We start from the raw sequence: 22649 nt of genomic DNA, 5'->3' as shown, positions 1-22649 counted from the left end.
AGGGTGAACCTCCTTTCTACATCTTAATGATGGTACATAAAGGATTATACCACCTTTTCGTCAGAAATGTCTGCAAAAATTTTGAAAATTTCCTCCAGATAAACAGGATGATGTGGAACAAAATCTTCTATAGAAACTTCTATTGTTTTGATTTCTTTTTCCCCATTTTCCCCGAGCTCAAATCCGGCAGCTGTGATCCTCTCCTTCTTTCCTGCTGTAAGAGCCATAAAATCATTCAGGCCGATCCAGAATAAACCCGTCACTTCCTCTGTTTGCACATGGTAACCAGTGAGGGGCTGCCCTGTTTCATAATAAAAAACATGGCAAAATTCTTTATCAACCTTTCCGTCTTCTTCAAGCACATCTTCAAGTACGCCAACTGAATGAAGATCATCAAATTGCAAAGAAAGCCCGAGCTCTTCCTTTACCTCTCTGACTCCATCTTCCACCTCTTCGCCCGCTATGAGATGACCGGCCGCAGAAATATCGAGCAGTGAAGGAAACAGATCTTTTTTTTGATGCCTTTTTTGAAAAAGGAGGCGAACGCCCGGTGTTTTGTTGATCACCCAGCAATGAAACGTTTGATGCCACAATCCTTTTTCATGAACGACTTCTCTCGTTTCCATACCGATTTTATTAAAATTTTCATCAAATACATCCAGCATTTCTTTAGCCATCGTGATCCTCCTGATGCCAAAAATTTTGTCCTTACCATTTCTGTTATGAAACATTGAATTCCTTCAACTTGAGGAAAACTTCCTGAACGGCAAAAGATTCAAGGAATAAAGCAGAGAGAATAAAGGTCCATACAATAATCGGAGGAATAACAGTGAACGAAGTGAAACGTAAAAAAAGCAAGATTCATTACGATATCCACGGGGAAGGGCATGCGGCCCTTGCGGCTTCAACATTTAGAAAAGAATGGGCTTACGTCTTTGTTCCGCTAAATGGGATTACACACCGAAAGTTCTACCCTTCTCTCCCCTTCTTTATAAAAAGATGGCTAAGGCAAATCTTACAAAATGTCCAGCCCCTGTCATGCCCTCTTATAGCCGAGGCGAGCGCTGATAATTCTTCAAGGCTTTCTGAACAAACCTTTTCAACAGCAGTTCTGGATCCCTTATCTTTTTCTCGCCATAATGTTCTGCAGCTGCATTGATGAAGTTTATTGTATCCTCCATCCACTCCTCCAAAATTGTTGAAAATATATCCTTCCTGGTTCTCCTCGCACCATGATAAATACCTGTCATCATCTTTTTTGAAGATCGAGATCATATTTATCCCCCATAATCGGTTAATATCTTTTACTATTCGATAACTAGATTTCGATTCCTTTCTTTAGCAAGCTTTAACAGAAAAATTATTTCGAACATGCTTTTCATCTAAGAGGATAGCTGTCCACTAACAGTAAAACCCGGCAGGAAGCAGAATCCTGTCGGGCCTTTTTAGAACTCCAGGTTACCGATAATGGTCAAACAAAAAAAGACCTGCTAAAGGCCATGTGGTTTGGCGCCGAGGCAGGGCTTATTAAACCCTGCCTGCCGTCGTTTGTTTATCGAAAAGCAAGTTTCTTAAGCAACGGTCTCTTTTGGGTGATCTCTGCCCCTCTTGTTTTTAAGAAAGGTACGATCCAGTGGTCTAATCCGATTTTAGCTGCATTGAAGCCAGCAACAAGAATAAAAATAGTCAACAATATCATCATCGGATTTGTGCTTATTGTGCCGCTGAATAGAAAGGCGAAGTTCATCACAATTCCCATCAGCGCCGCGAACGTTGTAAAGGTTCCAAGGATCAATCCTAATCCAACGAGAAATTCTCCCCATGGAACAAGGATGTTGAACAGATCTATATTCGGAATCGCAAATCCTTCCAAAAATGCTGCCCACCACGTTTGTACTGCCGGATGATCTCCTCCAGCCTGTGCAACAGCTCCCTTCAAAAACCCGCTTGCTTCGAAACCTCCAGTGATTTTCCCCCATCCGGCTGTCACCCATTCATACCCTAAATAGAGGCGAGCCACCAATAAAAGCGTCATTGCGACTGTGTTTTCTCTTAAAAATTTAATCATTTTTACTCACCATGCCTTTCCATATTTTTATAGTTGTTTGGTACATCTTTAGCTTAAATGATGCAGGAGTGAAAGTATGTGAAAAAAATCACAAACTTTCACCCTTTTAAAAATTTTTTTCCACAATAAAAAGACAGAGTTTCCCCTGCCTTAATCGGATAAAGTCAATTGCATTTGTTTTCTTATTCTCTGTAAATAGACTGCTAAGCCGAGGCAACCTGCTGAAGCGAGATATCCCATGTACGAATACAGCGTTGCTCCGCTCGCATTTTCGATAATAAAGCCTCCTGCAAGGGATCCGATAATCCCGGAGAGTCCAAAGAATACCGAAATAAACAACAGATGACCCGTTGCCTGCAATTCCGCCGGCAAAAGCTTTGTAACGAACTGAAAAGCCGAAACGTAAAAAACGCCAAACGTAAGACCATGTGTTACCTGCAAAAAGACAATAACCATCGGATCCTGGATAAACGAATATAATATCCAGCGAACGGCATATAAAATTCCCGCTAATAGGATGAAGGTGATTTCATTGAACTTTTTAAACCATAAATTGCTGGTCATAAAAACGATCGCTTCGCTTCCAACGGCAATAAACCATGCAAGTCCAATCATCGATTCATTTCCGCCAAGCTCTTTAATATACAAGCCTATGTAACTGTCGTTCGCTCGGTGGGTAACCGTCAAAAACATAATGATCGCGAGAAACCCCATTAACTTTAGATTGCCCCCAAGCTTAACCGCATCTATCAGTGTAACTGGCTTGTTCGTTACTTCTACATCCGATATTTTCAAACAAACGATAAAAGCAATGACGACAAAGATGAGAAACGGATAATGGATGTATTCAATACCCGCCCTGGAAAAAAATGCGCCGACAACAAGCGTAGAAGTCGCAAACCCCATTGATCCCCAACCACGTATGCTGCCAAAAGACTTACCAAGCTTGTGTGCCGTTTTGGAAGCGAGGCTGTCACCCAGTGCTCCTGTTGGCGATTGAAAAGAGAAAAACAGAGCTGCAGTCACAAGCAATAATGCGAAGGAAGTCACATTAAAAAGCAAGAAGCTCAACGTAAACATCCCCGTTAAGGTGATAAACAAAATTCGCTTGACCGTCTTGTACTTATCACTCATGTAACCCCAGAACGGCTGGGCGAGAATTGATGCGAACGGACCAACCGCAAGGATCCAGCCTATTTTGGATTCGACCATCCCCTGGCTTTGAAAATAAACAGGAAGATAGCTGATAATAATCATCGTAGTAGAATGAAAGAAAAATAAAAACATGCTCAAGTAAAAAATAGATTTATGCTTAATCACAACAAAAGCCCCTTCGTTATGTAAGAATAGCCCATGATAAGTTTCTACTAAACTTTAAAGCAATCCCTGGTGTTTTTCAATCCTTTTCCTGCTGGAAACATAAAAGCTTTCGCCGTTATAGCGAAAGCTTTTCATTATTAAAACGTTTCTTGCTTATAATTCTTTTCCTGGCGCGTCAGCCATTCGGACATATATTCCACAGTTTCCTCCGGTTTTTGCCAGTGGAGGACGTGTCCAGTCTCTTTAACAGGAACACAATCAAAGCTTCCCTGAAGCTTACCGGACATATCTTTAATCGCCAGCTTTCTCATTCCCTCGAATTCTTCCGGAAGAGTTGCGACGAGCAAAAGGACCGGAGTTTCAATATCTTTATATAACGCACGGAAGGAGTCTTGATAGAAGGCTTTCATAATCGACTGAGCTGTTGCTACGGAAGTTCTCATTTCAATTCCGTTAAGAGAGTGCTGCATATCTTCTCTTGCCATCAGCTCCAGGGCTTCGCTCCACCTTCCGATCTCTTCTTTCTTTTTTTCAAGGTATGGCTCGATCTCAGGGAACCTGCTTCCTTCTACCCAGTCCTTCATTCCTTTTAAATCTTCTTCTAACGAAGCATCCGGATCATCACCGGGTTGGATGAAGCCACCGTCGATCATCACGATGCCTTTTACATTCTCCGGATATAAAAACGCGTAGTGAAGGGCGATTCCCGCTCCCCATGAATGGCCAGCCAGGTAAAACGGCTTTTGCGTAAGTTCGTTCACAACACCATCCAACCATTTTGCAATCTCAGGAAAACCATACTCATTCTCCTTTTCAAAGGAAGGCGTTTTGCCATGCCCCGGAAGATCTAATGACACTACTCTAAATCGGTCCTTTAGCGCCTCCCCTATTTCAATGAATCCCAGGGCGTTGTTCGTCAGCCCGTGCAGGCAGATCAGAAGCGGCTTGTCCTCGGCGCCATCATTCCACTCAAAAGCCCGTACGTTATGTAATAACAATCTTTCCTTCATTTACTAACCTCCTATTTGAATGGGGAACCACTTTGGATGCGATTCCCGTTAAATCCCGCCAACCCTGTTTTTCGCATTGTTCATCATCTTTTTCATTTGATTTCGGTAACTTCTTGCCTCTACTGTGCTTGAAGCATTTCCGAGTGATTCTTGCAGCTGAGAATACTCTTCCATTTCTTTTCTCGTAAATAACACGCATTGCCTTTCATTAGACCTTTTTGCATTCGCCGTATTAACCGGGAACGAATCAGGACCATCCAGAATAACATCAAAACAATTCATTTCAATTTCAATCTCCGCTTTCAACCTGTTCAGCTGCCTTGAAGCAAGCGCTGTTAGAATCGAACTTCCTCCCATGCCGCCGATAAGAGACATCGTGATGAGGTTAAACCAGGGCAGGGTTTCATTCATCGGAAACGCAAGGAGTGGCCCTGCGATGGCCCCGAGAATTAGTTCCTTTAAAAATCCGGGCAATAGCCTGCTGTTTCCGTTTGAATCCTTAAATATCCGGGGCATTACGAAGCTTTCTTCATTGTTTAGTAGATTCGCAATCCCTCCAAGTATCCCGCATCCGATAGAAACGATCAGCCTTATCCAAATCTCTTCCACGTTGGCCTCCCCTTATATCAAGCGTTCTACCTTCTATTGTATGCAGGGGTATGCCGATCGTTTCCCTAATAAAAATCCTCCATGTAGAAGTATTCTAATCAAAGACCATTTCTAAAGTCCCTTTTCCATCTGAAACTTTTACTGTTCCAACGGCACCATTTACAAGAATATTTTGAGGCGGCATATGGCCGATATCCATATCGTAAACAACCGGTATGTTCATGTCTGCGAAAATTCTTTCCAGAGCATCTTCAAGCTCAAAGTCTTTGGCAGGCTTGTAGTTAGCAGGACGTCCGATCAATACGCCTTTCGTATTTTCAAACCATCCAGCCTGCTTCATTTGCCATAGTGACCTATAGATCCCACTAGCCGCCATGTCGCAGCTTTCCAGATACCAGATCCCCCCTTCTTCCGCAAAATCCTTAATATATTTTTTCACAGGTGCAAAAGGTGTTCCCAGCAAAATAGAAAGTGTATCCTGACAACCGCCGATGAGCCTTCCGGAAAACTCGGCTTCTTTTTTGTCCCCTGCTACCTTCCATTCTGTAGGAGTATCAAGATCAAAACCGGTTCCCTGATTGTTAAACGCTTTTTCCCAGGATGATTGGTAATTGCTAGAGGAGTGCTGAACGATTGTCTGTCCCTTCTCTAACGAAAGCACATCGATCCACCTTTTAGATAATTCGTCCCATCCAGGGGAAGAAAGATCAAAGAAGTTCGTTCCGTGGGCTGTGGCCGTACCGGTCAACAGTGTATAAGAAAACAAAAAAGTGCTGATATCTGAATATCCAAGAACCCATTTAGGAGGAGCTTTCTTTAATTCTTCCCAGTCCATCAACGGCAAGATTTCCATCAAAAATTCTCCACCCCATGGCGGCAAAATCGCTTTGATCCTGTCATCCAGCAGAAAACCCATCAATTCTTCGGCGCGTTTTTCTTTAGTAGAACTCGCCGCTTTTACCTCAGTCCAGATCGTCTCACCTTCCACGATCCGATATCCCTGATCTTCCACATTCTGTTTTGCTTTTTTAAGAATCGAATGAAGATTTGCTTCTACTCCGCTTGAAGGAGCTGTTACTGCAATCGCATCTCCTTTTTGCAGCGGTTTCGGATAGCGTATCCGGTTCGTCATCCTATCCGTCCTTTCTATAAAAGTTAATCCCTTTGCCAAATTCTTTTATGCCCGGCCAGTTTTCCATTATCAAAAGTTAAACAGTAAATATCTGGCATGTCGAGCTTTTTCCAAAATGTTACGTCAAAGCCTGGATTAAAAAATTTCATGATCAATACCATGATGTTTCCGTGGGTACCTATTACAATATTTTTACCTGCATATTCATCGAGCACCTGTTTAAACGCCCGAACCCCTTTAGCCTGTGCCTCAAGATTCGACTCCCCTCCTGGAAAAGCAAAACGTTCCTCTTTCCAGACCTTTTCGATCGCTGCTTCAAAATTTTCCACAGGTTCTCCTGACAGCGTACGCTCTTTGAACTCCTCGACAATCTTTATTTCCTTACCAAGCCTGTTGGCAAGCCCCTCTACTGTTTGAAAAGCCCTTTTATAAGGACTCGAAATGATGACTTCTATGGGATGGTCTGCCAAAAGCTCTGTTACTTTTTTAGCATCGATATAACCTCTGTCAGACAGCGGCCGCTTCCGCTCGTCAGGCGTGTACGTGGAATGTGCATGCCTCACAAAATAAACATTTGTTGCCATTGTTCTTCTCCCTTTATCCAAGTTAATTAAATTTTACCATTTTTTAAACGAATCTGTTTCAGTTATGTTAAAATCCTTTCTAATATCCCAGAAATCTTAAAGGAGGGCTAAAATGCTTATTCGTAAAGCAACATCGGAAGATTATCCCGGAATTGCAACCGTGCATATTAACAGCTGGAAAACGACCTATCAAGGAATAGTGGCTTCCGCTTATTTAGATAATCTTGATTTAGAAGAACGAAAGCAACGCTGGCAAAGGATTTTAGCTGGTTCCCATAATGTGTATTTGGCAGAATCCATCGCCGGAAAAGTTGTTGGATTCGCAGCCTTAGGAGACAACCGGTCTAAAGAATATCCCTATTCAGCAGAGCTTCATGCTATTTACATTTTAAAAGACTTTCAAGGAAGCGGGATCGGAAGGGGCTTGTTCGATCAAGCTGCAGCCCATTTTAATAGTAAAAAACAGGAATCGATGATCGTATGGGTACTTGCAGAAAACACTCCGGCACGGAGCTTTTATGAACGTTTAGGTGGCAGGGTTGTTGGAGAAAAAACGCTTGAAATAGGCGGACAACCACATGTAGAAGCAGCATACGGCTGGGAAAAACTCTCCCTGGCAAAATAAGCTGTTCCGCTTAATATTTTTTGGAACATTTTTGAATATCTCTCTATAACCAGCGATATCGTTTTCTTCCTAATAAAAAAAGGAAAACCAACGCACGACGGTCATCGGTTTTCCCTTTCATTAGTTATATTTCAAGCGCCAGTTTCCTATCCCTGTTGTTAAGATCGAGCCAGTTGTCACATGCGTTTATAAGGAAACTTCCAAATGAATCAAGCAGCTCAACCGCTTGTTCAACTTGTTCCGGAGGCTGGATAACGAATTCCACCGCTTTTCTCATATCCTGCTTTTTATGAGGATAATATTTTGCAAAGGAATAGTATCCAGGAAGAATGTCTTTCGTAAACTTCCCTTCTTGAATCATGACCAGCGAAAAACCGGTTCGGACCAGCGACTTCATCGCCTGCCTGCAGTATTTGGAATATTCCTTTTTAGATAGATCCCTATCAAGGTATCTTTGGGCATCCTCGATCTTATCTCTGAACTGGATGATTTCATGATTTGCAACTGCAGCACACTGGCGAAACGGTTTGATCGTTTGAGAAAGGTCTTCTCCATAAACACAGGCACCATCCGACTTTAACGCAAAAGAAACTCTGTTAAACTTATCGGGCTGTTTTAATACGTCCTCTATACAAAATACATCCATGTCGATTCCCGAAAAATAAGGATGCATGCATTCTAAATTTCCTGTTACCTGTTCAGCCCATTGGTTTGTATCGCTCACATCGCCACTGGTCAATGCAAAGCTGTTCAGGTCAGAAACTTCTTCTACCGCATTTCCCCTGGCAACAGTGCCAAATATGTAGATACTATGTAAATCGCTGCCGAGTTGTTTCTTGTATTCATTGATAACATCTTCTACAGCACTTTTATGATCGGAAGAAATTTTATTCGGGTGCGCCTCATTTTCGATATAACCCTCGTTGTCTATTTTCCAATAGGAACCTAGTTCTTTGATCATTTATCTCAACTCCACGTTTTAATCTTATATTCCTTGCAGTATGGTTGTATTACCCTGGAATTCGCCACGTCAATCGTTTTGTTCCTTCTATTATATCTAATTTCAATACTGGAAACACAGGTGCTGGCGAATTACCGTCCAGACGATTTAAAAAGGCCGAAGCAAACGCTCCGGCCTTCCTTTTATGCCTTTTGTTCTTCAAATTCAGGGTCTTTGAACGGGTGTGCAACCCATCCTGATGGGTCGATGAATAAACGGACTGCCACTACCTGGCGATCATCCATCAGGGTAAAGAAATGCGGTGTTTCAACCGGAACAGAAATGACATCTCCAGGTTCTAGCTCAACATCGAAGTAGCCTGTGTCCCCCTGCCCTTTGATGATGAAGATCCCATGTCCTGCAGTTATGGCACGCACTTCATCCTCAGTATGAACATGGACCTGTTCGAATTTCTTCAACAGTGATTCCAGATCAGGAGTTGCTTCTGATAGTGCGACAACATCCCATTTTACATAGCCGTTGCGCTCTGCAAGTGAACGGATCTCTTCGTCAAACACCTGTAAAACTTCCTCTTTCTGCTCATCGTTGATCTGGCAGTTTCCTTTTAATTCTTCCGGAAGCTTGCTCGTATCCCATCTTTCATAAAGCACGCCTTCGTTTTCTAAAAACTGCTTCACATTCTCTGTTCCTTCGATTCTCTCGTTTGTGTTTCTGATTTTAATAACAGCCATCTTAATTCCTCCCTGAGATTTTCTATGAATGAACCAAATTTGTTAACGATTTTATTTTCAAGTGATAGGAAAATAGAAACTCGAATGCTTCCAGGTGCTTTTTAGCCTCAAACGCATCCTTCCCCCAGACGGTTATGCCATGGTTCCGGATCAAAACGCCGTAGATGCCAGCCTCTATATGGTTTGCGATTTCCCGGGAGAGTGCGGGAATATCTGCGTAGTTTTCGACGATCGGTATGGAGATTTCTCCATCTTCTTCCCAGATTCCAAAGGCCTTTATCAGCTCCTGGCTTTTAAAGGTAATCTTTCCTTCTCCCGCGTAAAGTTCAGAGATAACGTTATTGTCTATTGTATGGACATGCAGACAGCAGCCAGCATTTGTCTTTTGGTACACTTCCCGGTGGATAAGGGTTTCCGCTGACGGCCGCAGCGACGTTTCTTCCACAGCGGAACAATACTCATCGACCAACAAAAAGTCTTCCGCGGTCCTTTTCCGCTTGTCTTTGCCGCTTGCGGTCACGAGGAACCGAAGCGGTTCAGAACTGACTTTTATCGATAAATTGCCGCTCGTACCGGGAAACCAATCCCTTGCAGCAAGCTCATCCTTCACATCGGCAAGCTGTTCCCAGCGTTCTTTTATTACGCTCATACAAGCTCTTCCTCTCTTTCTTTCAAAAGCTCTATTACATCATAAAAAGTTTCAAACGGTTGATAGTTAAGCAGAAGTGCCTTGCATTTTTCCAGTAAAAAATCCCTTGCGAACACTTCGTCAGCCTGCTTTGCGGCCTGGAGGTCTGTGATCGAATCTCCGATAACAATTTTATGATAAGCTTTTGAATCATAGTTCCGTAGAATCGAAGGCTTGCAGCAGCCGCATTCATTTTCACAGTTGCCATCACAGGAGTGCGGCCAGGTGATCTCGATCGATTCCCCATTAAAATCACTGCCGTTGCAAAAGATGTTCTCTTCCGGGATGTTATAAGGCTCGAGCAGGGGGTGAACGAAGAAATCGATTCCTCCGCTAACGATCAACAGCTTGATGTTATTGGCTGCCGTATAAGCGACAAACTCCTCAAAACCCGGCCGAATCTCAGCCTGGTCAAGCACGAACTCCGTAACCTCCTGCTTCTTTTCGGAAGGAAGCAGCGAGAACATTTTGCCAACCCCTTCTTTTATAGAAATCTCCTGGGCGAGCACCTGGTCCTTTAGCTGTTCCCAGCCGGGCGGGTTAAAGTTCTTCATGATCGCAATAATGTTGTCATTATTTGTTACCGTTCCGTCAAAGTCACAAAAGATAATCGGCTTTTTGCTCATGCTTTTACCTCCGGACGTCCCCAGAGGTTCAATGCCTTCTGAAGCGGGTCGCTCGTTTCCGCAGTCTCATCAAGGGATTTTCCATTCAATACACCATCGATCGCATCGCGGAATGCTTTGCCTCCGGCGACCGCTCCGTCAGGGTGCCCATGGATGCCTCCGCCTGCGTTGATGATGCTGTCATTTCCAAAATCGTTGATCAAGAGTTCTGTTAGGCCAGGATGGATTCCTGCAGAAGGAACCGGGAAAGCCTTGTTAAGCTGAGTGTCCTCTTTTGTTAACGCCTCGGCAATCGATAGTGTTTCCGCTTTATCTAGCGCTACGCTGCCATAAGGCGACGGGAACAATACGTAATCAGCTCCTGCAAGCCGAAGCAGTTTTCCGAGCAGCACTTTATTGGATACCCCGTAAAAAGAAGATGGTGTGATCGCACCGGAAAAGGCAGGATGCGCCATGATCGGAACAGAGATCTCAGGGTCTTCCGAAAGGGCCTGCAGAACATCCAACCCATAAGCGAAAACGTTAAACAATAAAGAGGTCGCGCCGAGTTCCACCGCTCTTCTCGCTTTGTCTCGAAGTTCATATGTACGGCCGGTTAAGTTCACGGCATAGAGTGTTCGATGCCCTGTTTCTTCGTATACCTCTCGAAGGGTTTGAAGGCCTGAAACGAGCCTCTTTTCAAACGGCGTTTTTTCATTTTCGAATAAAATCTCATCGTCTTTTACGATGTCTACCCCGCCGAGGGCTTGAGCACGCATCTGTTGGTCCAGGTCTCCAAGGTCTTTGCCGATCACCCCTTTAAAGATGCTCATTAAAAGCGGCCTATGAAATACGCCGAGCTTTTCGCGAATTCCTGAGATGCCGAACTGCGGTCCAGGGAACTGCGCTTTTAATTCCTCCGACAACTCGATGTCGATCAGCTTTATCTCCCCGTCCAGTGAAAGCTTTCCGAAAATGGTTGTTAAGATAGCTGGAATGTCACTGCTGAAATTTGCTGAAGGATAGGCAATTTTTACGATTCCTTTTATTCGCTTTTCCCCGAAATAAGCATTTGCCTTTTCATCTTCAGGCAGAGCCGACACTTCGACAACTCGGCCTTTATGTTTTTGCAGCTGTTTTTGTTCAAGTAAAGGAAGATTTGTCCAGGAACCTACTGTAAGGCCCAGGGCAATCGATTCTGCTTTTTTTACAAGATCTTCTTTTTTGTCATGCAGCAGGTAAGTCGCGATGATTTCACTCATGACAGCACATCCTTTCTAAAAATCAGACTAAAAAACCTCTCCCAAAGAGGAAGAGGTTGAAGTTATGGCTCTTCCTCTTATCTGTCAGCAATTATGCTGCGAGAATTAGCACCGTGTTTTTAACAGAGTTAAAAGTCGGTTGCCGGGCTTCATCGGGCTCGTCCCTCCGCCTCTCTTGATAAGAGTACTTGTCGTTTTCGTTTATTGGATTACAGGTTCATTGATTCGAATTATGCCACGGTTGATTTATTCTGTCAATTGTAAATTTTCAAATTGGCTATAACATTTTTGCTCTCCCGGCGATTCTTTTGTGCTAACAGTTTCTTACATGCGAGCATGACGAATCTGTTAGCACAACCTATCTTATCGCTTCGCTACTACAAAAAGATGTGGTCACCTTTTTGTGGGGAGAGCAAAGATACACAGCTTCTTGGCCTAATTAAGACCTTTTTTAAATAGATCTAGTTTCTTGATTCGTTCTACTGCTTCTTTTAGTCTTTCTTCGTTGGAGAGGAGGCCGACTCTTACGTATCCTTCTCCTGTTTCTCCGAAGCCGATGCCTGGTGCTACTGCAACGTGGGCTTTTTCGAGAAGTAAGTCTGCGAAGGATTCTGATGTGTATCCTTCTGGAACCGGGAGCCAGGAGAAGAAAGATCCTTTCGGCGCCTGTACGTTCCAGCCAATTTCTTTTAATCCGTTGATCAATACGTTTCTGCGAGATTCATAGGTTTTCACCAGTTCATCGACACAATCCTGCGGTCCGAGAAGAGCTTCTGCTGCCGCTTCCTGGATCGCTCCGAACAGGCTCACATAAAAGTGGTCCTGGATCAGGTTGATGCTTTCGATGACACTTGGATTTCCAAGGGCAAAACCTACGCGCCATCCCGCCATGTTGTATGTTTTTGACATCGTGTATATTTCGATTCCGTTCTCTTTTGCACCCGGAGTTTGAAGGTAACTGATCGGTTTTTTTCCGTCAAACCCGATTGCGCCATATGCAAAGTCGTGAATTACGCAGATGTCATTCTCCTCAGCGAGCTTTACGGTTTCTTCGAAAAACGATTTTGTTGCTACCCCTGCTGTCGGGTTGTTCGGATAGTTTAGAAACATCAGCTTTGCTTCCTTCAGCACTTTGTCAGGAATTGCTGTATAATCGGGCAAAAAGTCATTTTCACTCTCAAGCGGCATCATTTCCATTCTTGCCTGAACCATCGCGGTTCCAGATAAGTAATCCGGATACCCGGGATCTGGAACAAGCGCCACGTCCCCTTCGTTAAGCAGGCACTGGCTTATCTCAACAAGCCCGACTTTTCCGCCGAACAACACGGCTACTTCTGTTTTCGGATCTAGCTCAACATCATACTCACGCTTATAATATTCCGCGATCGCTTCTTTCAGGAAGTCATAACCCTGGAACGGGGAATACTTGTGATATTTCGGGTTTTCCACTGCTTTTTGCATTGTTTTCACGATATGCTCTGGGGTCGGCTGGTCAGGATTGCCCTGGCCAAGATTAATTATGTCATGCCCTTCTGCTTTAGCAGCGGCTACTCTTCCTGCTAACTTTGCAAAGAACTGGGTCGGCAGCCTTTTGAGCGCATCGGATTGCTCAAATTTTTTCACTATACATCACACCCTGTTAAAAATTTCGTGAAATTCTAGTAGATTATGTTATCTTGGAACTAATACGTTGTAAAGAAGTTTTTTAAAATTCTAACATGCCATGAATTTACACTATCAATCTTTAGCGGATTGTGAAAGGTAGTTTTTTTAAAAAGGTTTTTTCTGCAGGACTATTGTTGCACAGTAGAGATAAACTGCGAGGCAATTGCAGCATTGATTTCCACTCCGGGCAGTTCGCTTTCCGCAGCGGTCATCCATCCGTTATGTCGCAGTTCCCTCTCACCTGTGAAGTTTATACAGCAACAAAAGATGCCTAAGGAACCAAATGAACAGAAGATTTGATTGGAGGAAATGGAATGTCACTAAAGATCGCCCTTATCCAATACGATATAGTATTTGGAAACCCGGAGAAAAACTTCCGTAACATGGAATCAAAGATTGAAGAAACCCTGGAAAACAAGCCTGATATCATCGTCCTTCCCGAGCTCTGGACGACAGGCTATGATTTGACGAGGCTTGACGAGATCGCGGATAAGAACGGTGAAAAAACAAGAGGCTTTATTTCAGCGCTCGCAAAAAAACATAGGGTTAACATTGTCGCTGGCTCGATCGCTAAGCAAAAAGAAGATAAGGTAACGAACACGATGCTTGTCTTCAACCGGGACGGCGAGCTCGTACATGAATACAGCAAGGTTCACCTTTTCCGTTTGATGGATGAAGAAAAGTATTTGATTTCCGGAAATACCACTGGGGCGTTCACGCTCGAGGATGTTCCGTGTGCTGGTTTCATATGCTATGACATTCGCTTTCCGGAATGGATTCGCCTTCATGCAGTGGAAGGTGCTAAGGTCCTGTTTGTACCTGCCGAATGGCCGGAGCCGCGAACGGATCACTGGCGCTCACTTTTGATCAGCAGAGCGATCGAGAACCAATGCTATGTCGTTGCCTGCAACCGGGCTGGAAGAGACCTTGCCAATGAGTTCGCTGGCCACTCGATGATCATCGGCCCCTGGGGAGAGATTATCGCTGAATCCGGGCTGGAAGAGACGATTTTATATGGCGAAATAGAGCCGGAAGAAGTAGAAAAGATCCGTAAAAAAATTCCGGTCTTCGAGGATCGCCGAACAGATTTATACTAATTTCGCCCACTTCCGCCAATCGTCAAACTATCTTTTTTTTCAAAAAAGTTATTGACATGTGCCAGCCTTATTCTGTATGATTCACATCAAGCACTTTTTAACTTTTAAAAATTCAAAATTATATATCAATCTCTTATCAAGAGCAGGCTGAGGGAATTGGCCCTATGACGCCCAGCAACCGACCATCTTATCAAGACAATGCTGCATTGTTTTGAAGGCAACATGGATGGCACGGTGCTACTTCCAACAGAATGATTTTCATTCTGGAAGATAAGAGGTGCGAAGCTCAATTACGCCTTCAAGCCTCTTTCATTCGAAAGGGGCTTTTTATTTTGGATTTTTCAATCGGGAGGTTTAACAATGATTACAAAACAAACAGCTTATGAGCCATTCACTACAGACAGTGTGGTGGATTACTTGAAACAAAGAGAATTGATCAACCCGGAGAGTCCGGTTGTATGTGAAGAGATCGGGGACGGAAACCTCAACTATGTTTTCCGAGTAACAGCAACAGACAGCAATCGTTCACTGATTGTGAAGCAGGCTCTCCCGTACGCAAAGGTTGTCGGGGAATCCTGGCCGCTTACGCTTGACCGCGCAAGGATCGAAAGCGAATCGCTGCTGCAGGCAGCAAAAGTAGTGCCGGAGCTTGTCCCGGCGGTTTATGAAAATAATCCCGTACTTGCTTCAACTGTTATGGAAGACCTATCGTCCCACACGGTACTGCGAAAAGGATTGATCGAAGGCAAGCGTTATCCGGAGCTTGCGAAGCACATCGGTACATACCTGGCTTACACTCTTTTTTACAGCTCTGATTTCGGCCTTGAACCTGCAGCAAAAAAAGAACTGGCAACCAGATTCGTGAATCCTGACTTATGCAATATTACTGAAGACCTGGTGTTCACGGATCCATTTTTCGATCATGAAACAAATGATTTTCCGGAAGCGTTGCGGCCAGATGTGGAAGAAATCTGGGCTGATGATAATTTAAAGCTGGAAGCGGCGAAGCTGAAGCAGCTTTTCCTTACAAAAGGGGAAGCACTTATTCACGGAGACCTGCATACTGGAAGTGTTTTTGTTACGGAAGGATCAACAAAAGTGATCGATCCTGAATTTGCTTTCCTCGGGCCGATCGGCTTCGATGTTGGCGCCTTTATCGCAAACCTTATCCTGAATTATCTTTCGCAGGAAGCCAGGCTAACAGACACCTCTGAACGCAACGAATTCCAGGATTATTTATTAGCTGTGATCAAAGAAACATGGGAGGTATTCACTGAGACCTTCAGCGGGCTATGGAAACAGGATGGAAAAGGTGCATTCATTACAGTGCCGGGCTATCTTGATTATGTCCTTTCCCAGATCCTCCAGGAAACAGTGGGGTTTGCAGGATGCAAAATAATCAGAAGAACGATCGGCCTTTCCCACGTCGAGGACATCGACGGGATTGAAAACAGCGAAGCAAGGATCAATGTACAACGGGCTGCGCTTCAAGTTGGCAGAAAGTTAATTCTTAAAAGAGAGTCACAGGAGAAAATTGAAGATGTCATCGCACTTGTGAGAGGAGCAGGAAACGAATGATCACTACCGACTTCATCCAGTCAGTCAGATGGGAAAAGGATCATATCATTCTGTTAGACCAGCAAAAGCTTCCACACCAGACAGACTTTCTGAAGCTAACAACGATCGAGAGCGTCTGGGAAAGCATCCACTCTCTCCAAGTGAGAGGCGCACCGGCGATCGGCATCGCTGCAGCATTCGGGCTTGCATTATGGGCAACAAAGTTCCAGGGAGACTCTGTGGAGGACTTTAAAAAAGAATTAAAAAATCAAAAGGATTACCTTGCCACCTCCCGGCCGACAGCCGTTAATTTATTCTGGGCGATCGAGAGGGTCGAAAATGCTGCTGCTTCCGCTCAAACAGTGGAAGCAGCCAGGGACGCAGTTGTGAAAGAAGCGCTGCTGATCCAGAAGGAAGACGAAGAGGTTTGCAGGAGCATCGGAGAATACGGCCTGTCCCTCTTAAAAGACGGAGATACCGTCCTTACCCATTGCAATGCCGGCGGAATCGCAACGGCTCGCTACGGAACTGCTCTGGCTCCATTTTATATAGCAAAAGAAAAGGGCATGTCACTTTCCGCTTTCGCAACGGAAACGCGCCCTGTTTTACAGGGTTCCAGGCTTACTGCATGGGAGCTGGAACGAATTGGGATCGATGTAACTTTGATTACGGATAATATGGCAGCCCATGTTCTAAAAAATAAAAAAATCTCTGCGATCATCGTTGGAACAGACCGGATTGCCGCGAACGGCGACACGGCAAACAAGATTGGAACGCTTGGACTCGCAGTATTGGCGAAGACCTTTGATATTCCATTTTATGTGGCATCACCGCTTTCAACGATCGATCTAGCAGTGCCGACCGGAGACGATATCCCGATTGAAGAACGTTCACCTGATGAGGTTACACACTTGAACGGACAGCGTATCGCTGCTGAAAACATCAGCATATACAATCCCGCTTTTGATGTGACACCACATGAATATATAACAGGAATCATCACGGAAAAAGGAATCATTTCCGGTAATTTTGCCGAAGAGTTACAAAAGATCAAAACGAATTAAACAATCTCAGGCAGTGCATCATCGGCTGCCTCATCGCTTTAAACCGAGTAAGTTCATATTTTTACTAAATATTAGGAGGTAACCATGAAAAACTTTAAACTTTTAGCTATTTTACTTTTACTTTTATCCCTATTCTTAGGAGCATGCACGAATGAGCAGGATGCCGTTTCCCCCCAGCAGGACGGAAAAGCGTCTGATAAAACAACAGCTTCCAAAGAAGACAAAAACGAAGGCAAGAAAGGCGAGAATACAGCCTCTGCAGATATCCCGGAAGCCGTCCAGGAACCGCTAAAGATCGCAGCGATCATGCAGTTCTCTATCGGCACTTTCTCTTCTCAATACATACAGGGGGTCAAAGAGCAGGTCGAGGCCTTCGGAGGCGAAGTCCAGGTTTACAATGCCGACAATGACCTGGCTAAAATGGCTACTCACTTAGATACTGCCATCAACCAGAACGTTGATGGGATCCTGATCGACCATGGCCGTGCCGATGCGCTCGCGCCAGGTGTTAAAAAAGCACTTGAAAAAGGTATTCCCGTTGTTTCATTCGACAATGATTTGAACCTGCCAGGCGTTACAGTGATCGACCAGGATGACTACAGCCTTGCCTGGAACTCTCTAAAAACACTTGCTCAAGACTTAAACGGCGAAGGTGAAATCGTCTATGTATGGGTCGGAGGCTTCACTCCGATGGAAAGAAGAAACACGATCTATGAAGCGTTCAAAGAGCGTTATCCAAACATCAAGGAAGTGGCAAAGTTCGGAAATGCCAGTGCCAACACTGCTCTTGATACACAAACACAGATGGAAGCGATCCTGAAACAATACCCGAACAAAGGAGATATCGATGCTGTGTTCGCGCCGTGGGATGAATTCGCGAAAGGCGTAACCCGGGCGATCGAACAGGCTGGAAGAACGGAAATCAAGGTTTATGGAATCGATTTGAGTGATGAAGACCTTCAGTTAATTCAGAAGGAAAACAGCCCATGGGTCGCAACTGCGGCAACAGACCCTGCTGAAGTAGGGCGTGCACAGGTCCGTTTCCTTTACCAGAAAGTAGCCGGTGAAGAAACTCCTGCTATCTATTCGTTAGACCCGCATCTTGTAAAAAAATCAGATCTACCTGGGGAAACAATCTCCATGGATGAGATCGGCGACCATGTGAAAAGCTGGGGCACTTCTGATGCAGGTGTTTCCCCGTGGATGAATGCATTAACAGAAAAGGCTGAATAACGATGAGCAAACTTGAAATGAAGGATATTTGTAAAAGCTTTGATAAGACTGAGGTTCTAAAAAAGGTATCTTTGTCTGTAAATTCCGGCGAGGTTCATGCCCTTCTTGGCGTGAACGGCGCCGGTAAAAGTACACTGGTGAAAATTCTTGCGGGCGATTACGAAAAAAACAACGGAAAAATTTTACTATCCGGAAAAGAAATTTCTATCTCATCCCCTGCAGATGCGAAAAAGCATGGGATCGGCATCGTTGTCCAGGAAGTCGATACTGCCCTTTTCCCGACATTAACCGTAGCTGAAAACCTGGCGATCGACTCGTATACAAACGGATTTAAACTTTCCCGTTTATCCTGGAAACCGATAAAAAAGAGGGCAAAAGCACTTTTACAAGAAATGAACATTTCGATCGATGTTAATAAACCAGTTTCTGAATGCAGCCTTTCTGAAAAGCAAATGATCTTAATCGCACGCGCCGTAGCCGGCAATGTCCGTTATTTAATTCTTGATGAGCCGACAGCACCTTTAAGCAAAAAGGAAACACAAACATTATTCACGCTTATCCAGGATTTGAAAGACAAGGGTGTCGGCATTATTTACATTTCCCACAGAATGCCCGAGATCAAGTCGATCAGCGACCGTTTCACTGTCATGAGGGACGGAAATGTAATCGTAACCGAAGAAACGCAAAAAGCATCAACAGATCAAATCATCCAGCATATGTTGGGCCGCTCACTTAAAAATTCTGAACGAAAAACAAAAGATGTTTCATCAAAACCAGTCATGAAGGTTAGCGATCTAGCAGTCTCCGAAACTGGTAAAACGATCGATCTGACCGTACATGAAGGGGAGATCGTCGGAATCGCCGGATTGGTCGGAGCCGGAAAAAGTGAAACCGCGAGAGCCCTGTTTGGAGCCGATGAAGCAAAAGGAAAATGGTTCATCAATGGGAAAGAACAAAAGATCCGTTCCCCGCTTCACGCTATCCAGTCCGGCATCTGCCTGGTACCTGAAGAACGAAGAAAAGAGGGTGTTCTCGTGGACCGTAATGTAAGAGAAAACCTCTCCCTTCCTGCGATCCGTTCTTTTACCCGTTTAGGATGGCTGCTGGCTAAGAAGGAAGAACAATCTGCCAGAAAGGGAATTCAGCAACTCGGGGTTGTTACCTCCTCCCCTAACGCTTTAGTAAAACATTTGAGCGGAGGTAACCAGCAAAAAGTGGCGATCGGCAAATGGATATCACCTGATCGGCATGTGTACATGTTTGATGAACCAACAAAAGGAATCGATGTAAATGCAAAAAAAGAAGTTTTCCAGCTCATCCATTCACTTGCAGAACAGGGAAAAGGCGTCCTTTATTTTACAAGTGAAATAGATGAACTATTGGAAATTGCAGATCGTATTCTTGTGATGTACGACGGGGAAATCATAGCCACTTATTCGGCCAGGGAAGCAACACAGGAAAATATTATGCAAGCTGCAACCGGAGGGATTACAAAGTGAAACAAACTGCAGAAGTAAAACAAGCCTATTCTACTGGAACGAATTTCCCGCTGAAAGAAAAATTGATCAGCTTTTTGTTTAAATACGGAACGCTGCTAGTTATCGGGCTTCTCGTCCTATTTTTCAGCATCACAAACGAACAGTTCTTAACATACGGGAACTTCACAGATATCCTGCGTTCCATTTCCATTGTGACGCTTGTAGCAATCGGGGTAACTTTTACGCTTATCGTGGGAGGGTTCGATCTATCGGTCGGCTCTACAGTGAGCCTTGCTACAATCGGAAGTGCTGCTGCACTCGTCTGGTACCGGCAAGAACTTCTCGTCGCCTTATTGGTCCCTCTTGTGTTAGGGCTACTGGTTGGACTAGTTAATTCATTTATCGTCGTTAAAATTAAAATTCCTGACCTGCTCGGAACGCTTGCTGTGATGTATATCGTGAACGGCATCCAGTTATCATATACAAAGGGCTTTTCGATCTACAACAACATGCCGATGGCGGACGGAGGAACAGCTCCGGGTGCGTTCATTCCTTCTTTTCTTTTTATCGGCCAGGGGGAACTGTTCTCGATCCCTTTTCCGGCCATATTGATGATCTTTTTTGTCATTGTCGTTCATCTGTTCTTAACCTATACGAAAGCCGGAAGATTGTTGTATGTTACAGGGGCTAACCGTGAAGCAGCACGCCTTTCCGGTGTTCCGGTAGACCGCTATCGTATGTATGCCTACCTGTTGAGCGGCTTATTCGCCGCGATTGCCGGAATCGTCCTCGCATCACGAATAGGAACCGGCCAGGTTTCCGCAGGCGCTCCTCTTTTGATGGATGGCGTTGCTGCAGCACTGATCGGCTATTCTATTTTAGGAGCCGGCAAGCCGAATGTCATCGGGACCTTCGTAGGTTCGGTACTGATCGGGATTCTTCTTAACGGGCTTACGATGATGAACGTCCCGTATTATGCACAGGATATTGTGAAGGGAATCATCCTCATCGGTGCTCTGGCTTTCACGTTTTACCAGAAAAAAGCTGCTGATATTAAAATATGATCCTGGCGGGCTGAATCATTAGATGATTTTGCCCGCTTTTTTTCTTTACAGATTCCCTATTAAAACCCCTCCGGAAAATATCCCAGACCGTTACCTGTCCTACAATAAAAATAATGCCGGTGCTCGTCTTTTTCTCTGGTTTCACCGTAAAAGATGTGATAGTGGCCCCCAGTTGGGATAGGGATAGGTGGTCCTGTTCGTAGATTGAAAACATGCTGGTGATCCTTATCAATCGTAGTCAGTCCCTCGATTCGATGCGTGTGATCGTCGGTGTTGCTTCCGTTGTTTGGAAAGGAATACCCTTCAAGCACATGGATATGCCCATCGATCTCCTTTGCCCGCGTCCTGAAATAATGGGCATGGCTCGGCCTTTTCGACCAATCAACATCAGGTCTTTTCCGCATCTCGTCACTCTCCTTTTTCCCTTTATTGCTAGCATATGATTGTTAGAGAATGAGGAGAATTTTTATTTTTAGATAGTGGGATTCTCGTGAAATACCGGCTGAAAACAGAATAAAATTCGTTGAAGCTAGAATAAAATTCTCTGAAACTAGAATATTTTGCTCTGAAGCCAGAATAACTATCTACGAAACGAGATTAACCTCTGCTGAATCGCGAAAAATTGCCGATGAAGCTAGAATAAGTCATGCTGAAACAAGAATAATTATCCTGATCCCCGGCAGAATCGCTGAAACTCGATAAAGTTCACTGAAGTTTCTATAAACCTCTTCGAATCTCCTATAAATCTCCTCGAACCTCCTATAAACCTCTCCGAAACACCTCCACGAAACTCCAAATCTTCCCGCTGAACCCCTGAACCTCCCTCACGTCCCCCGAAACTCTCTCCCCTAAATTGCTGAAATATCCCACCCAAAAAGCTTCCCACACAACAAAAAGCCCCACAATCGGGGCTTTTCCTTACGGCTCCAGCACTAGCTTTCCTTTTGTAGCTCGTGATTGCAGGAGTTCATGTACTTTTGCAGCTTCTTCAAGCGGATAGGTTCCTCCGATGGTGAGCTTAACTCTGCCTTCCTGGATAAACTTGAGCAACTCACCAAGACTCCTGCTGTATAGGTCAGGCTTTCGCATGATTTGCGGCAGGAAAAAGCCTGTAACAGTATGGTTTTTACCCATCAGCATAACCGGGTTTAGGTTCGGTTGTTCATTCCCTGCTTTGCCATAGACTACGACTCTTCCAAACGGAGCCATCGCCGCAAGGGTCTTACTAAACACCTCGCCTCCTACCATTTCCAGCGCAACGTCGACGCCTTTACCGTCCGTTGCTTTGTCCAGTTCTTTCTCCCACCCTTCCTTCGTATAATCGATAACAACGTCGGCGCCCAGGTCTTTTGCAAATTGCCTTTTTTCTTCACTGCTGGCAGTTGCGATCACTTTTCCAGCACCAAAGATTTTAGCAAGCTGGATTGCGATTGAGCCAACGCCTCCAGCACCGGCATGGATAAGAACGGTTTCACCTTCTTGCAGCTGCCCGGAGGTTTTTAACACATGATAGGCTGTCAATCCCTGCAGGAGGATGGCTGCGCCATATGTAAAATCCACTTCTTCCGGCAGTGGTACAAGCGTCCGTTCATCAGCAAGGGCGTATTCCGCATAGCCATTTGAACTGATAAGCGTTACAACCCTGTCGCATTCTTTAACACTTTTAACGCCAGGACCGATTTCTTTTACAATACCAGCTATTTCTGCTCCCGGTATAAAAGGAAGCGGCGTCGGAACAACATATTGTCCTTCTCTTCTAGCTGTATCCGCATAGTTAACGCCTACCGCTTTCACTTCGATTAGAACCTGCCTGCCCGCTGGCTCAGGCTTTTCTGTATCGATAGCCTTCAGGACCTCAGGGCCACCGTATTCCTCAAATTGTATAGCTTTCAAATT

General features: G+C 44.6%; 23 protein-coding genes and 2 riboswitches. Of the genes, 8 read left to right on the top strand and 15 right to left on the bottom strand.

The genetic code is table 11. The annotated features are described in order from the left end of the window. Positions 1–44: 44 nt before the first annotated feature. On the bottom strand, positions 45–677 hold the full coding sequence (locus tag FCL54_RS07275; RefSeq protein ID WP_138124824.1) for an NUDIX hydrolase: 633 nt from the start codon (positions 675–677) through the stop codon (positions 45–47). Between the two features lie 152 nt (positions 678–829). Here FCL54_RS07275 and FCL54_RS07270 point away from each other — a divergent pair, with 152 nt between their 5' ends. Further along, complete coding sequence (locus FCL54_RS07270; protein WP_138124822.1) at positions 830–1159, top strand: hypothetical protein; 330 nt, start codon at positions 830–832, stop codon at positions 1157–1159. A gap of 393 nt (positions 1160–1552) precedes the next feature. Here FCL54_RS07270 and FCL54_RS07265 read toward each other — a convergent pair whose 3' ends face one another. The 6 genes from FCL54_RS07265 to FCL54_RS07240 form a co-directional block, all read right to left on the bottom strand. Next, positions 1553–2068, bottom strand: a complete 516-nt coding sequence (locus tag FCL54_RS07265; RefSeq protein WP_138124820.1) for a DoxX family protein — start codon at positions 2066–2068, stop codon at positions 1553–1555. 150 nt (positions 2069–2218) lie between these two features. Further along, positions 2219–3388, bottom strand: a complete 1170-nt coding sequence (locus FCL54_RS07260) for an MFS transporter (RefSeq protein ID WP_246055165.1) — start codon at positions 3386–3388, stop codon at positions 2219–2221. A gap of 137 nt (positions 3389–3525) precedes the next feature. Beyond that, entirely contained in the window at positions 3526–4398 is an 873-nt protein-coding gene (locus FCL54_RS07255; protein WP_138124819.1) for an alpha/beta fold hydrolase, read from the bottom strand. Positions 4399–4446: 48 nt separating this feature from the next. After that, positions 4447–5007 carry a DUF4257 domain-containing protein gene (locus FCL54_RS07250; RefSeq protein ID WP_138124817.1) on the bottom strand — a complete coding sequence of 187 codons (561 nt, stop codon included), beginning with the start codon at positions 5005–5007 and terminating at the stop codon, positions 4447–4449. A gap of 94 nt (positions 5008–5101) precedes the next feature. After that, the gene (locus tag FCL54_RS07245; RefSeq protein ID WP_138124815.1) at positions 5102–6139 is read right to left on the bottom strand and encodes a S66 family peptidase; all 1038 of its coding nucleotides are present in this window, start codon (positions 6137–6139) and stop codon (positions 5102–5104) included. 23 nt (positions 6140–6162) lie between these two features. After that, positions 6163–6723 carry a histidine phosphatase family protein gene (locus FCL54_RS07240; RefSeq protein WP_138124813.1) on the bottom strand — a complete coding sequence of 187 codons (561 nt, stop codon included), beginning with the start codon at positions 6721–6723 and terminating at the stop codon, positions 6163–6165. Between the two features lie 112 nt (positions 6724–6835). On the opposite strand from FCL54_RS07240, the gene FCL54_RS07235 reads away from it, so the two are divergent. Continuing rightward, positions 6836–7348 carry a GNAT family N-acetyltransferase gene (locus FCL54_RS07235; RefSeq protein WP_138124811.1) on the top strand — a complete coding sequence of 171 codons (513 nt, stop codon included), beginning with the start codon at positions 6836–6838 and terminating at the stop codon, positions 7346–7348. A 124-nt stretch (positions 7349–7472) separates the two neighbouring features. Here FCL54_RS07235 and FCL54_RS07230 read toward each other — a convergent pair whose 3' ends face one another. The 6 genes from FCL54_RS07230 to FCL54_RS07205 all read right to left on the bottom strand — a co-directional run bounded on the left by FCL54_RS07230 (position 7473) and on the right by FCL54_RS07205 (position 13218). Then, positions 7473–8309, bottom strand: coding sequence for a hypothetical protein (locus FCL54_RS07230; protein WP_138124809.1), 837 nt, complete (start codon positions 8307–8309; stop codon positions 7473–7475). Between the two features lie 182 nt (positions 8310–8491). Next, a complete protein-coding gene (locus FCL54_RS07225; protein ID WP_138124807.1) occupies positions 8492–9040 on the bottom strand; it encodes a cupin domain-containing protein in 549 nt (182 codons plus the stop codon). Between the two features lie 22 nt (positions 9041–9062). Continuing rightward, positions 9063–9689, bottom strand: coding sequence for a methylthioribulose 1-phosphate dehydratase (locus FCL54_RS07220; protein WP_138124805.1), 627 nt, complete (start codon positions 9687–9689; stop codon positions 9063–9065). Continuing rightward, entirely contained in the window at positions 9686–10354 is a 669-nt protein-coding gene (locus tag FCL54_RS07215) for a 2-hydroxy-3-keto-5-methylthiopentenyl-1-phosphate phosphatase (protein WP_138124803.1), read from the bottom strand. Before FCL54_RS07215 ends, FCL54_RS07220 begins: the two co-directional genes overlap by 4 nt. Continuing rightward, the gene (mtnW, locus tag FCL54_RS07210; protein WP_138124801.1) at positions 10351–11595 is read right to left on the bottom strand and encodes a 2,3-diketo-5-methylthiopentyl-1-phosphate enolase; all 1245 of its coding nucleotides are present in this window, start codon (positions 11593–11595) and stop codon (positions 10351–10353) included. The genes FCL54_RS07215 and mtnW overlap by 4 nt, the downstream gene beginning before the upstream one ends. Positions 11596–11669: 74 nt before the next feature. Further along, positions 11670–11780, bottom strand: a riboswitch (SAM riboswitch). Between the two features lie 250 nt (positions 11781–12030). After that, positions 12031–13218: a pyridoxal phosphate-dependent aminotransferase gene (locus tag FCL54_RS07205; protein WP_138124799.1), complete on the bottom strand. Its 1188-nt coding sequence runs from the start codon at positions 13216–13218 to the stop codon at positions 12031–12033. 356 nt (positions 13219–13574) lie between these two features. Between FCL54_RS07205 and FCL54_RS07200 the strand changes: the two genes are divergently transcribed. From FCL54_RS07200 to FCL54_RS07175, 6 genes are all read left to right on the top strand, one after another. Further along, entirely contained in the window at positions 13575–14357 is a 783-nt protein-coding gene (locus FCL54_RS07200; protein ID WP_138124797.1) for a carbon-nitrogen family hydrolase, read from the top strand. 130 nt (positions 14358–14487) lie between these two features. Continuing rightward, a riboswitch (SAM riboswitch) is annotated at positions 14488–14634 on the top strand. 83 nt (positions 14635–14717) lie between these two features. Next, positions 14718–15935: an S-methyl-5-thioribose kinase gene (mtnK, locus tag FCL54_RS07195; RefSeq protein WP_138124795.1), complete on the top strand. Its 1218-nt coding sequence runs from the start codon at positions 14718–14720 to the stop codon at positions 15933–15935. Continuing rightward, complete coding sequence (gene mtnA, locus FCL54_RS07190; RefSeq protein ID WP_138124793.1) at positions 15932–16978, top strand: S-methyl-5-thioribose-1-phosphate isomerase; 1047 nt, start codon at positions 15932–15934, stop codon at positions 16976–16978. Before mtnK ends, mtnA begins: the two co-directional genes overlap by 4 nt. 84 nt (positions 16979–17062) lie before the next feature. Next, positions 17063–18211, top strand: coding sequence for a sugar ABC transporter substrate-binding protein (locus FCL54_RS07185; RefSeq protein ID WP_138124791.1), 1149 nt, complete (start codon positions 17063–17065; stop codon positions 18209–18211). Between the two features lie 2 nt (positions 18212–18213). Next, positions 18214–19710: a sugar ABC transporter ATP-binding protein gene (locus FCL54_RS07180; protein ID WP_138124789.1), complete on the top strand. Its 1497-nt coding sequence runs from the start codon at positions 18214–18216 to the stop codon at positions 19708–19710. A 65-nt stretch (positions 19711–19775) separates the two neighbouring features. After that, a complete protein-coding gene (locus tag FCL54_RS07175; protein ID WP_138124916.1) occupies positions 19776–20753 on the top strand; it encodes an ABC transporter permease in 978 nt (325 codons plus the stop codon). 59 nt (positions 20754–20812) lie between these two features. On the opposite strand, the gene FCL54_RS07170 is transcribed toward FCL54_RS07175, so the two are convergent. Next, on the bottom strand, positions 20813–21157 hold the full coding sequence (locus FCL54_RS07170; RefSeq protein WP_138124787.1) for a YmaF family protein: 345 nt from the start codon (positions 21155–21157) through the stop codon (positions 20813–20815). 514 nt (positions 21158–21671) lie between these two features. Then, positions 21672–22646, bottom strand: a complete 975-nt coding sequence (locus tag FCL54_RS07165) for a quinone oxidoreductase family protein (protein WP_138124785.1) — start codon at positions 22644–22646, stop codon at positions 21672–21674. Between the last annotated feature and the right edge of the window lie 3 nt (positions 22647–22649).

The organism is Exobacillus caeni (genome assembly GCF_005747095.1).
GTDB lineage: Bacteria > Bacillota > Bacilli > Bacillales > Guptibacillaceae > Exobacillus > Exobacillus caeni.
This window is presented reverse-complemented; position numbering and strand designations above follow the sequence as displayed.

Coding starts and splice junctions, on each gene's coding strand:
- FCL54_RS07275 (WP_138124824.1), bottom strand. CDS start 677: ATGGCTAAAGAAATGCTGGATGTATTTGATGAAAATTTTAATAAAATC.
- FCL54_RS07265 (WP_138124820.1), bottom strand. CDS start 2,068: ATGATTAAATTTTTAAGAGAAAACACAGTCGCAATGACGCTTTTATTG.
- FCL54_RS07255 (WP_138124819.1), bottom strand. CDS start 4,398: ATGAAGGAAAGATTGTTATTACATAACGTACGGGCTTTTGAGTGGAAT.
- FCL54_RS07245 (WP_138124815.1), bottom strand. CDS start 6,139: ATGACGAACCGGATACGCTATCCGAAACCGCTGCAAAAAGGAGATGCG.
- FCL54_RS07240 (WP_138124813.1), bottom strand. CDS start 6,723: ATGGCAACAAATGTTTATTTTGTGAGGCATGCACATTCCACGTACACG.
- FCL54_RS07235 (WP_138124811.1), top strand. CDS start 6,836: ATGCTTATTCGTAAAGCAACATCGGAAGATTATCCCGGAATTGCAACC.
- FCL54_RS07230 (WP_138124809.1), bottom strand. CDS start 8,309: ATGATCAAAGAACTAGGTTCCTATTGGAAAATAGACAACGAGGGTTAT.
- FCL54_RS07225 (WP_138124807.1), bottom strand. CDS start 9,040: ATGGCTGTTATTAAAATCAGAAACACAAACGAGAGAATCGAAGGAACA.
- FCL54_RS07220 (WP_138124805.1), bottom strand. CDS start 9,689: ATGAGCGTAATAAAAGAACGCTGGGAACAGCTTGCCGATGTGAAGGAT.
- FCL54_RS07215 (WP_138124803.1), bottom strand. CDS start 10,354: ATGAGCAAAAAGCCGATTATCTTTTGTGACTTTGACGGAACGGTAACA.
- mtnW (WP_138124801.1), bottom strand. CDS start 11,595: ATGAGTGAAATCATCGCGACTTACCTGCTGCATGACAAAAAAGAAGAT.
- FCL54_RS07200 (WP_138124797.1), top strand. CDS start 13,575: ATGTCACTAAAGATCGCCCTTATCCAATACGATATAGTATTTGGAAAC.
- mtnK (WP_138124795.1), top strand. CDS start 14,718: ATGATTACAAAACAAACAGCTTATGAGCCATTCACTACAGACAGTGTG.
- mtnA (WP_138124793.1), top strand. CDS start 15,932: ATGATCACTACCGACTTCATCCAGTCAGTCAGATGGGAAAAGGATCAT.
- FCL54_RS07185 (WP_138124791.1), top strand. CDS start 17,063: ATGAAAAACTTTAAACTTTTAGCTATTTTACTTTTACTTTTATCCCTA.
- FCL54_RS07180 (WP_138124789.1), top strand. CDS start 18,214: ATGAGCAAACTTGAAATGAAGGATATTTGTAAAAGCTTTGATAAGACT.
- FCL54_RS07170 (WP_138124787.1), bottom strand. CDS start 21,157: ATGCGGAAAAGACCTGATGTTGATTGGTCGAAAAGGCCGAGCCATGCC.